This is a genomic window from Streptomyces sp. NPDC088354 (genome assembly GCF_044753585.1).
Lineage (GTDB): Bacteria > Actinomycetota > Actinomycetes > Streptomycetales > Streptomycetaceae > Actinacidiphila.
In genome coordinates this window covers 23,016-33,496 of record NZ_JBIVNJ010000055.1, presented here as the reverse complement: position 1 = coordinate 33,496, position 10,481 = coordinate 23,016, and the positions used below count along the sequence as shown (strand labels likewise).

The 10,481-nt window shown below is 66.5% G+C and carries 10 protein-coding genes; 4 read left to right on the top strand and 6 right to left on the bottom strand.

Annotated features, from left to right (window positions below; all coding sequences use genetic code 11):
• Window positions 1-133: transposase (locus ACIP98_RS38625; protein ID WP_401981090.1), on the bottom strand; the 133-nt coding region annotated here is incomplete at its 3' end.
• Window positions 134-369: 236 nt separating this feature from the next.
• Between ACIP98_RS38625 and ACIP98_RS38620 the strand changes: the two genes are divergently transcribed.
• The gene (locus ACIP98_RS38620; RefSeq protein WP_401981088.1) at window positions 370-1,599 is read left to right on the top strand and encodes an IS701 family transposase; all 1,230 of its coding nucleotides are present in this window, start codon (window positions 370-372) and stop codon (window positions 1,597-1,599) included.
• 266 nt (window positions 1,600-1,865) lie between these two features.
• On the opposite strand, the gene ACIP98_RS38615 is transcribed toward ACIP98_RS38620, so the two are convergent.
• Window positions 1,866-2,372, bottom strand: coding sequence for a hypothetical protein (locus ACIP98_RS38615; protein ID WP_401981081.1), 507 nt, complete (start codon window positions 2,370-2,372; stop codon window positions 1,866-1,868).
• Between the two features lie 171 nt (window positions 2,373-2,543).
• On the opposite strand from ACIP98_RS38615, the gene ACIP98_RS38610 reads away from it, so the two are divergent.
• From ACIP98_RS38610 to ACIP98_RS38600, 3 genes are all read left to right on the top strand, one after another.
• A complete protein-coding gene (locus tag ACIP98_RS38610; RefSeq protein ID WP_401981086.1) occupies window positions 2,544-3,782 on the top strand; it encodes an IS701 family transposase in 1,239 nt (412 codons plus the stop codon).
• A 174-nt stretch (window positions 3,783-3,956) separates the two neighbouring features.
• Window positions 3,957-4,769 carry a NucA/NucB deoxyribonuclease domain-containing protein gene (locus tag ACIP98_RS38605; protein ID WP_401981079.1) on the top strand — a complete coding sequence of 271 codons (813 nt, stop codon included), beginning with the start codon at window positions 3,957-3,959 and terminating at the stop codon, window positions 4,767-4,769.
• 9 nt (window positions 4,770-4,778) lie between these two features.
• Window positions 4,779-5,264 (top strand): hypothetical protein, encoded by a 486-nt coding sequence (locus tag ACIP98_RS38600; RefSeq protein ID WP_401981077.1) that lies wholly within the window; start codon window positions 4,779-4,781, stop codon window positions 5,262-5,264.
• A 365-nt stretch (window positions 5,265-5,629) separates the two neighbouring features.
• Here the strand turns inward: ACIP98_RS38600 and ACIP98_RS38595 are convergent, their stop codons facing one another.
• The 4 genes from ACIP98_RS38595 to ACIP98_RS38580 are packed head-to-tail and all read right to left on the bottom strand — an operon-like array spanning window position 5,630 to window position 10,415.
• On the bottom strand, window positions 5,630-6,376 hold the full coding sequence (locus tag ACIP98_RS38595) for a TatD family hydrolase (protein WP_401981075.1): 747 nt from the start codon (window positions 6,374-6,376) through the stop codon (window positions 5,630-5,632).
• Entirely contained in the window at window positions 6,373-7,713 is a 1,341-nt protein-coding gene (gene qatC, locus ACIP98_RS38590; protein ID WP_401981073.1) for a Qat anti-phage system QueC-like protein QatC, read from the bottom strand. Before qatC ends, ACIP98_RS38595 begins: the two co-directional genes overlap by 4 nt.
• On the bottom strand, window positions 7,710-8,423 hold the full coding sequence (locus tag ACIP98_RS38585; protein WP_401981071.1) for a hypothetical protein: 714 nt from the start codon (window positions 8,421-8,423) through the stop codon (window positions 7,710-7,712). Before ACIP98_RS38585 ends, qatC begins: the two co-directional genes overlap by 4 nt.
• Window positions 8,424-10,415, bottom strand: coding sequence for a P-loop NTPase fold protein (locus ACIP98_RS38580; RefSeq protein ID WP_401981069.1), 1,992 nt, complete (start codon window positions 10,413-10,415; stop codon window positions 8,424-8,426). It lies immediately after the preceding gene.
• Window positions 10,416-10,481: the final 66 nt, after the last annotated feature.

The following is a 10,481-nucleotide window of genomic DNA, read 5'->3' as shown; positions in this document are numbered from 1 at the left end:
TCCTGGCCCGGAACAGCACCCCGTTGATGACCTTCCGGTGCTCGCTCCACCGACCGCCACGCGCACCACCACGAGGCAGGAGCGGCTCAAGCCGCTCCCACTCCGCATTCGTCAGATCTCCACGGCCAACCATGCTGAACAGCGTCAACCCACACGCATGATCACGTCAGGAGATCCGAGAAACAGCACCTAGTACTCCAGCAGGACTTCGACGTTTTTCCTGATCAGAAGGCTGCGCGGTGAGTGTAGTGGGCTGGTGCCCGTTAGGGGCGGTCTTCCTGGGACCGCCCCTCGATCGTGTGCAGCCGGCGTTGGTAATGACAGCGGCGAGGGCAGCCTCCCGCCGTGATCAACGAGCCTGCAGCCGAGATCTGGGACCGCGAACTCGAAGAACTCTTCCTCCGTGTCGGCCACCGCTTCAGCCGCGTGGAGCCACGCCGACGAATGCGCGACTACGTCCGCGGCCTACTCGGCCCAGTCGGCCGCAAGAACGGCTGGCAACTGGCCGAATACGCAGGTCATACCACCCCTGACGGGCTGCAGCACCTGCTCGCCGGATCCCGCTGGGAAGCGGACGAGATCCGCGACGAGCTCCAGCACTACGTCGCCGAACGCCTCGGCGAGGACGACGGAGTCCTGATCATCGACGACACCGGTTTCGTCAAGAAGGGCACCACCTCCGCCGGCGTGCAACGCCAGTACTCCGGCACCGCCGGCCGCACCGAGAACTGCCAGATCGGGGTCTTCGCCGCCTACGCCTCCGCCCGGGGCCGTGCCCTGGTCGACCGGGAGCTCTACCTGCCCAAGTCCTGGACCCAGGACCGGGACCGCTGCCGCGCGGCGAAGATCCCCGACGACCGGGACTTCCACACCAAGGGCGACCTGGCCAAGGTCATGGTGCTGCGGGCACTCGCCTCCGAGCTGCCCATCGCCTGGGTCACCGCGGACTCGGCCTACGGACAGGAAGGCCGCTTCCGGCGCCTGCTCGAACAGTCCGGCGTCGGCTACGTACTGGCGGTGCCCAAGTCCCAGTTCAGCGTGGGCTGTCCACGCATCGACTGGCTGTTCGCCCAGGCCCCGGCCGAGGCCTGGGAACGGATCTCGTGCGGGGACGGCGCCAAGGGGCCGCGCGTCTACGACTGGGCGGCCATCCAACTGCCCGCCGTTGTCGAGTACGACTACCAGGACGGGACCCCGGTCCGCCGGCGATGGGCACTGGCCCGCCGCAGCCTGACCAAGCCCGACGAGATCGCCTACTACCTCGCCTACTCACAACTCGACACGAACGTCGCGCAGTTGGTGCGGATCGCCGGGACGCGCTGGGCGATCGAGGAGTGCTTCCAGGCCGCGAAGAACGAGTGCGGCCTGGACCAGTACGAGGTCCGCCGCTACACCGGCTGGATGCGGCACATCACCCTGGCCATGCTCGCCCACACCTTCCTGGCCGCGATGGCGGCAGCCGCGGCATCAAAGGGGGCTGCAGAAACGGTTCCCGCACCCTGGTCGACCTCACCGTGGCAGAGATCCGGCGACTCCTGGCGGGCGGCCGTTCCCACGGCCCGTGTCCGCCACGGTGCTCGCCCCGCGCTCACGCCTTGAACTGGTCCACCTGGCGCCGACAACGCCAGGCCGTCGCCCGCCGCTGTCATTACCAACGCCGACTGCACACGATCGAGGGGCGGTCCCAGGAAGACCGCCCCTGACGGGCACCAGCCCACTACACTCACCGCGCAGCCTTCTGATCAGGAAAAACGTCGAAGTCCTGCTGGAGTACTAGTACTCCAGCCGTAGATCGTGATCTGCCGATCGGGGCTGGTCCCAGGGCCTCCGAACGTGTGAGGGTGCCCGGTTTCGGGCCGGGTGCTTTAGCGCAGCGAGTGACGCTGGTAGCGCGATTCGGGTGGCCCGAAGGTCAGCTCATTCTCGTCGAGGGCGTTGGCGATGGTCAGTTGGCTGTGAGGAAAGCGGAAGCTGACGGCGACTGTTCCCTGGGCCATGTCGCTCCCGGTCCACTCCAGGAGTTCTACGTCCTGAAGGATCTGGCCCTGGAGGGTGTGCAGTTCGGCGCGCATGTCGTGGCACCACTGGAGATCGAAGTCGGGCCACAGGACCGGTTGGTGGGGGTCCACTGTGTTCCAGGTGATCGAGAGGTCGTCGAACTTTTGGTGGTTGATCTCCACCTGTTCTCCGGTGAAGTCGAGCAGGACGGGGCAGTCGGAGAACCACTCGTTGTCCTGAACGTCCCAGACCAGCCAGACATGGGTCAACGGACGGCCGATGAGCGCACGCAGTTGCTGGCCGTGGCCTGCCACGACCGCGGAGCGACCGTTCAGCCAATCAGGCCGGTAAGTTTCGATCCCGAAGTTGAACACGCCAGGATCCTCTCAGAACCAGACATCACGCGCCGTTGCCGAGGCTCTGGGGCTGGTCCGGGAATGGGTGCGGCCACCGGTGATCATCAGTGTGTGAAGACAGAAGATCAGACGGTGGCCGCAGGTCACAGCATAGATCCTGCCCGGTGGCAGGACAGGTTCGAGGTCCTGATGGGCCGCATCGCGGGGCGGTTCGCCCGGGTGGAACCGCGACGCCGGGCGAGGGCGCTGGTGCTCGGTTTGCTGTCGGACCTGCCACGCAAGAATTGCTGGACGCTCGCCGAGCACGCCGGGGACACGACCCCGGACGGCATGCAGCACCTGCTGTCCAGGGCCAGGTGGGACGCCGACGCGGTCCGCGATGACATCCGCGGCTACGTCGTCGAGCAACTGCACCACCACGACGCGGTACTGGTCGTCGATGAGACCGGCGACCTGAAGAAGGGCACCGCCACGGTGGGCGTGCAGCGTCAATACACCGGCACCGCCGGACGCATCGAGAACAGTCAGGTGGCCGTCTACCTCGCCTACTCGACCCCGAGGGGGCACGCGGCGATCGACCGGGAACTGTACGTTCCGCGTTCCTGGACCCAGGACACGGCCCGCTGCCGTGCGGCCGGGATTCCTGACACCGTCAGCTTCGCCACGAAACCCGCGCTCGCCGCACGCATGATCGGCCGTGCGCTGGACGCCGGCGTCCCCGCGTCCTGGGTAGCCGGTGACGAGGTCTACGGAGGCAACCCCCATCTACGGACCGCGCTGGAGGGACGGCAGGTCGGCTATGTCCTCGCCGTCGCCTGCGACCACCAGATCACTACCCGCGCGGGCAAGTTCCGTGCCGACGTCCTGGTCAAGAAGCTGCCGAAGCGAGCCTGGCAGAAGCGCTCCGTCGGCGCCGGAGCGAAAGGGCACCGCTTCTACGACTGGGCCCTGGCCGACATCGCCGACGACCGGCCCGGCCACCGCCATCTACTCGTCCGCCGCAACCGGCGCACCGGAGAACTCGCCTTCTACCGCTGCTACTCGGCGGCAAGAGTGCCGCTGTCCACCCTTGTGAAAGTGGCAGGACGCAGATGGACAGTCGAGGAGACCTTCCAGTCCAGCAAGGGCCTGGCCGGGCTCGACGAACACCAGGTCAGACGCTGGACGTCCTGGCACCGCTGGGTCACCCTCGCGATGCTCGCCCACGCCTTCCTTGCCGCAGCCACCGCCGACGAACGTGGGCAGGAGCCACCTCCGGACGACCTGATCCCGCTGACCTGCAACGAGATCCAGCACCTGTTGACCACACTCGTCGCCCAGACCGTCCACACAGTCGTCCACAGGCTCCGTTGGTCCGAGTGGCGACGACGCCACCAGGCCCGGGCCCGCGCCTGCCACTACCAGCGGTGGACCGCCCAACAACCATGAAGATCACGATCTACGGCTGGAGTACTAGCATCTCTTTCTAGGTCTGGCCATCCTACAGCCGCCTGTATTACACCCGATGTTCCAGCACAAACAGGCGTCGGTTCCAGATTTGAGGCTGCCTCCGTAACCGTTCCTTCCTGGTGCACGACGAACTGGAAGGGAACTCGCACTGAAATGTGCATAATCGAGAATGCTTCTCTTACCTGGGTGGACACGAAAACTGGACAGGAAACTGGAACAGCACAGTTCAGAATTACCCAAGACATACAGCTCAACAACAAGGGTGTCACGTTTGCCGAAAATTTTGACCTGCAAGTCACGAACGTGGTCGGAACGCTTCCCGGGGCAACCCTCAACCTGGCTGTGACTTGCGGCGGAACGTGTTCTGCTACCTCACACTTCCCCAACGGTACTGCCATTGTGGCTGGGTCCGGGGTCACGAGCGCGATCTCGTACACCGACTCTACTACGACCGTGAACAGAACCTTCAGCATCTACACTCTCAGCTGGGGACCGGGGACAATCACGCCGGTAACCTGGGGCTCTCCCGCTTACCGATGTGACAATTTGATTTCCGGCTACTCCGCGGGCTGCGTAATTCCCGATGCGTTGCCAGTGCTGACCACGATGGCTGGGCTACCCGCCATCGCCGCTAATATTTCTGCTATCCAGCAGGCCGGACCTCATCACTACGGTAGGCAGGCTGACGGACTTCCTCTTTCTCGCAACACGTCTCTGCAAAATGCAAACCGCAATATATCCTGCCCCGACAGCCGACCGCGACCTACTGGGCAAAGTTGCGACGAGTACCCGTTCGCGTCTACGGATCAAGGAGCCTCTCAAACCACGCAGCCGGACTGGGGCTGGGCTTGGGTTCCAGTCACCGAACAGGATTCGCAGGGTGGCCTTCTCGCCTCGTTTTACGGGACCAACCGGGTTCTTGATGGTAGTGGTGGCACGGGAGACAAATACTGGGTAGCAGTCTAGAATCGGCGAATGCCATACGCGAAAGCAGATATCCACGTATCACATGCTCAGTACTGGCTCGCGGAGCTCGGTACGCTGGACGCAATCAGGCCAGAGATGTATCAGCACTTCAATGGGCTGGTTTCAGCTCATGAATATCTTGCCATCGTCATGACCGGAACTGAATTCGGTGTGGTTTCCCTGAGTGTCGACTGGCGTGAAACGGAACCGCTACTGGATTTCGGTTGGGATGAGATCGTGGAGGTGAGCATGCTATTTGAAGACGAGCCCGGTGCGCTTTTTGGCCCCCGGGATCAGGATGCGCACGCATTTCCACAGATCAGCCCAGGCTCTTACCGAGTTAGGTTTCACGCACGTGGGCGTGACCGAGCGTGTGCGGCAAGGACTGTTCTAGAAAGTCCCCTGGAGGAGCATCTCGTAGTTGCGTGGCCGGCCCCGTCGGCTCCAGAAGTAGTCCACAAGCTGACTGACTCATACGGCGCGGAAATCCGCTGACGCTCGGAGGGGGGCTTGTTGGTGTACCGGATGACGTCTGAGCTGCGATGTTGCTGATTGGCTGAGAGGGAAGGTTGGCTGTTTGCACGGGCAGTTCAGGGTGTGTGAGCTGGGTTTGTGTGGTCTGTGTTGAGGGGTGCCTGGCTCGTAGTAGGTGGTGGTAGGGCGTAAAGGCTCGTTACGTATTTGTGCAGGTCAGAGCCATTTTGCCTGTTCGCTGGGTGGGGGCAGCGCGTTTGGGGAGGTGGGCGAGACAGATCGTCGGGGGGACCTTCTCGTGATGGGTTCGCCGTCGTGGATGGCGGTGGTTGCGGCTTGGCGGATGAGGCGGTGAGGGCTCTGTGTCGGGGAGTGACTGCGCGCTTTCAGGACGTGGTCGGCGGCGAGAAGAAGATCGTCTGGTTGGTGTTGAGCTGGTTTCGTGCGCCGTTTTTGTCCGTGGACCACAATGCGGCCAGGCGTGGTAGCAGGTCGGGGAGGTCGGATGGGCGGCTCGGTTTGTTGTTGTGGCGGGTGAACGGGCCGTCGGTTTCCAGGAGTACGCGATCGGGCGGGATCTCTCGTAGCAGTCGTTGGGCTCGTGCGGAGGCGATCATGGCGGGGTTGACCGAGAACCACAGGCCGGCGTTCACGGCCTGATCCAGCAGTCGTAGCGGTCCGGTGTACCAGTGCAGGATCGCGCGTGAGGCGCCGGCCTGTGCCAGTCGCTCGATGGTCTCGAGTTCGGCGCCGCGGCTGTGGATCGTCAGGGGGAGTGCGGTCGCGCGCGGGTCGGACAGGATCGCTTCGAAGATGCGGAGTTGGGCGCGTCGGGATGGCCGGCCGGCGGGGGAGAGGTCCAGGCCGATCTCGCCGATCCAGGGGGCGTCGGGCAGGAGGCGCAGGAATCGGGCGAGGTCGGCGGGGGTGAACGAGGCAGCGTGCAGGGGGTGCATGCCGAGGGCGGGCACGATGCCTGGGCGGCGGCCGAGGCGTGTGCGCAGCATCCGGTACTGGCCTGGGTCTTCGGACACGGCGACGATGGTGACTCCGGCGGTGGCTGCCTCGGCCATGACATCGGTCGGCCGGTCGTAGCCGGTCAGGTGGCAGTGCGTGTCCCAGAGGGCGCTCACGCGGTTTTCTCCAACTGTTCGGCGAGGGCCCCGGTCGCCCCGGTGGTGAGCCATGACCGTACTTCGGTGCTGCCGCGTCGCCACACGTCCAGGAACGCTCGTCGTTCGCCGGCGGGCAGCGGCCCGTTGCGCAGGACGTCCCGGTCCGGGCGTCCCGGCCGGGTGCCGATGACGACGGCGCGCAGGTCGGCGCTGCGATCGGAGTCCGTATCGAGCAGGGCGGGATCGCTCAATGCATCCCACGAATAGTCGTCCGCGCTGTCCCATCCGGCGCGGGCCATGGATGACCTGCGGATCAGGCAGGGGAAGCAGTAGCCGCAGTTGCCCTGAGGTCGGCGGGCGTAGCGGGCGACTTCCGGGTGGGAGCAGGAGACGCTCAGGAGGGACAGGTCGCGCAGCAGTTCCGGGTTGCGGCTGGACTCCAGCATCTCGCCCTTGGTCATCAGCCGGTAGGGGTTGACCAGCGGGTTGTCGATGCCGACGGCCCGGGCGGTCTGTTGGAGCAGCGACAGGAAGTAGGGGTGGGTGGTGCGGGTGCTGAAACTGCCCGAACGGGCGGGCGTGAGTGGGACGTTGACCCCGATGTAGCCGTTCTCGGGCAGGTAGACGGGGACGGCGGGGCCGATGGACGACGCCAGGGCCAGCGCGGAGGTCAGGAAGAGCAGTGACCGCGAGCGGCTGGTGGTCTCACGCTCGGGAGGCAGCGGCTGATCCTGGGCGAGGTGGTGCGGAGCCGGCCTCAGGAACAGGGGCTGGCGGCGAACCCTGCGCCCGTAGCGCGCTCGGAGTCGTTGGAACAGCCGGGCCTGTGCGTTGGGTGTCTGCCCGCCCTCGTAGTGGGACAGCAGAAGCAGGCGCCGTTCGGAGTCCTCCTCGAGGAGGTCGATGACCCCGCACAGTGAGTCCAGCCCGCCGGAGAACAGGCATACGGCGTCCGCCTGCGGCGACTCGCGCTCCACCGGACTGTGCGGTGCGTCCGTTCGCGTCCCGGAGCGGGGGTGAGCGCGGATGTCCCACCGGTCGCCGGTCAGGAAGCCCAGTGTCCGCTCGGCCTCTTCGCTTGGCCAGGTGTCGGGGGAGTGGACGGGCAGGCGCAGGCCGATGTCCCGGGTCCACGCGTCGACGGTCTCGCGCCGAGGGGTGACGCGGTCGGCGCAGTAGGCGGCGATGCCCATCAGGAGGAGGTCGGCCGCCGGCGGCGGGGGAGCGACGTTGGAGAAGAAGGTGGCGTTCGCCTGCACGGTAGCCGCGGCGGAGCCGGGGGCGAAGTCCAGGAGCGTCTCACCGGGCGCCGGGGCGATTGCGGACGGCAGAAGGCGTACGCGGAACACGCTCATGCCAGGCTCTCCAAGGTGGCGTAGGCGACCTGCATGGCCTGGTCGGCGATGTCACGGCCCTGCGGGCCGTTCCAGTCGACGGACAGGGGGTCGGACGGCAGGTTGATGACGACGCAGTCCTCGATGACCTGACGCATCTGCCGGTCCGCGCGGAGCGCGGCTGCCGGGTCGGTGATGCGCCCGAGCCGTTCGGCGATCACCGGGATGCGGTTGTAGAGGTAGTTCGTCAGGAACAGGTGCAGCAACCGTTCGATATCGTCGCGAGTTGCCCGGGCCTGCTCCAGTTCCTCCCACGTGTCGGCCTCGCCGAACAGTTCTTCCAGTACGTCGCACATCGCGTCGCGGGCCGCTGCGGCGTCCAGGCCGCTGCCGTCACCGGACAGCGTGGTGACCAGCTCGTCGACGATCTCGAACCGGTCGCGACCCACCAGGTCGCCGAGCGACGCCTCGCGCAGCGCCTCGCCCAGCCCGTTCGTGCCGATGCCGGCGAGCAGACCACCAAGCCGTTGGACGCTGGTGCGGCCGGCCGCGGCACCCGCGGCCGCGGCAGCTGCTCCGCCGAGGACCGGGACGTGCCGGGCCAGCAGCAACCTGGCAGATCCGGAGCCTGCGCCACCTTGCCCGGTGCCGCGGAAGTACGAGGTGGCGGCGTATTTGAGGTCGGTCCACGCGCCGCCGGTACCGCTGGTGCGGTCGGTCGAGGTCCCCACCTACGCCGACCGCCCTCTGCCAGCAGCGCGCAGCCTGGCGACGACGGGGCTGATGCCGTGGCCGCTGTTCTGCCAGCCGTCCAGAAGGGCCGCGACCTCCTGTCGGTCCCCGGGAAGCCGACGCACGGCGGACGACAGCTTCGCCCGAGGGATCCCGTCCAACGGAATACTGCCCAGCGTGTGGCACACCGCGGCCACCGTGTCCGGTACCCTCTCGGCGATCTCCACTGCGCTGTCCCATGCGCCGCTGTCCGGGTCGCGCAGTACACGCGCGAGCAACTGGTCCATCAACAACGGCAGGTTCTCGGCCTGCACCGATTCGCCAACGGACCGAGCAGCGGAGCGTCGAGCGCCGACGACGTCGGACTGCAGTCGGACCAGCAGATCCTGCAGCGCTGCCGGGAGCCGAGCCGCACCGACGGTGACGGTCAGCTTCGCGCGTGCGTAGGTGAAGTACGGGCCCAGGTCGGTTCGACCCAGCGCAGGCTCCAGCCGTAGCCATCGGGCGATGTGCGGCTGGTCGGCCCAGGACACGACCTCCGGATCCGGAAGCTCGCTCTCCTCGGCCGGCGCGGTCTCCTCCGCGCGGTCGCTGGCTCCACCCGATTCAGAGGAAGCGCGCCGCCGCCCCCGCCCGGGCGCCGCGGGCCGAGGGAAGGCCGCGGCGAATGCGCGCTGCTCCGCCGCCTCCAGCTCGGCAACCGTGCCACCCTCGCCCCGCACCTGCCAATCGAACAGGCGCTGGAAGTCGGTCAGGTGCAGCTCCTCCAGGACCATGAGCTTGGCCAGCACGGCTGAGTCCAGGTCTGTTCCCCGGCGCTGCGCGCTGCCCTGACGCATGATCACCGAGTTCATGAAACGCTTCAGCTGGCGCGGGTTGCCGCGCAGGGCGGTACCGAGGATCGGCGCGATGGAGCCTGCCCAGCCCATGTCGGCAAACAGGGACGACGGCATGCGCTCGCGGCCCAGGCTGTCCACGGCCAGCCCTTGGTTGAGCGAGACGGCCAGGGCGCTGCGCATCCTGCGCTGCGTCACGTCGTTCAGGACGGTCGCGAACTCATCATTTCCGAGGTGTAGTTGGGCGAGAAGGAGCTGCATGTAGGTCTCCGCCTCCGGGGCGGAGAGTGCGGGGATCGTGATTTTGACCTGCAGCATCTTTTCCAGGTACTCGGCGCCCAGACCGGACGCGCCGGGCCGGTCCGTGTTGGGATAGAACCTGTCGATCGCCGCCTCGACCACTTGAGGGTGCGCGGCGATGACGTAGGCGCTCTTCTTCGTGTGCAGGAAGATCCGGATGCCCTCGAAGGTGTCGACAATCGTGCCCGGCAGGCAGCGGTCGAGGTCGTCGACGAGGACGACGACTGCTGTCACATCTTCCAGCTTTTCCACGAGCGCCTCGAAGCGGGACCGGAAAGATGCGACATCGGCCAGGACGTCGCCGTCGGTCGCCGGAGCGGCAGCCGCCGCGGACGTTGCCTCCGCACGGTCGAGGGCCGCGCTTCCCATGACGGCTGTCTGCTGGGCGACGGCTTGGGCAAGGGGAGCCAGATCCGGTTGGTAATGGGTCGCGGCCAATTGGGCGGCGGGCCCCACGCCCGCGAGGGCGGTCCGTCCGGCGAAAACCGCCGGACGCCGAAGCCGGTTGAGGCACCTTCGCAGGAACCCGATCTCCTCTGCTGCCGGGACGTTGGACGCAGCCTCGTCCTGAAGCCGTTTCAGGACAGCGTCCATCAAGGCGATCTTGATGTCGTCATAGCCCTCGAACTGCCACGGGCTAAACGGCACCACCACGTAGTGCCCACCGTCCCCAGGCCGCTCCGCTTCGATGCGATCCGCCACGATCTTGAGAAGGCTGCTCTTGCCCGATCCCCATTCACCCAGCAGGCCCACCGTCAAAGGCAGCAACCGAGGCCGCGTCAGCGCCACCATCAACTCGTCCACGAGAAAGTCGAAACCGAGGAGATCCACATCGGCTTCGTTGTCCGACCACATGCCGCGCTACCTCAACTCCCGACCGCTCCCGGCCCTGGGCACGCCACTGTGCCAGGGGCCCGAGCG

Coding starts and splice junctions, on each gene's coding strand:
- ACIP98_RS38580 (WP_401981069.1), bottom strand. CDS start 10,415: ATGTGGTCGGACAACGAAGCCGATGTGGATCTCCTCGGTTTCGACTTT.
- ACIP98_RS38605 (WP_401981079.1), top strand. CDS start 3,957: ATGTGCATAATCGAGAATGCTTCTCTTACCTGGGTGGACACGAAAACT.
- ACIP98_RS38600 (WP_401981077.1), top strand. CDS start 4,779: ATGCCATACGCGAAAGCAGATATCCACGTATCACATGCTCAGTACTGG.
- ACIP98_RS38610 (WP_401981086.1), top strand. CDS start 2,544: ATGGGCCGCATCGCGGGGCGGTTCGCCCGGGTGGAACCGCGACGCCGG.
- qatC (WP_401981073.1), bottom strand. CDS start 7,713: ATGAGCGTGTTCCGCGTACGCCTTCTGCCGTCCGCAATCGCCCCGGCG.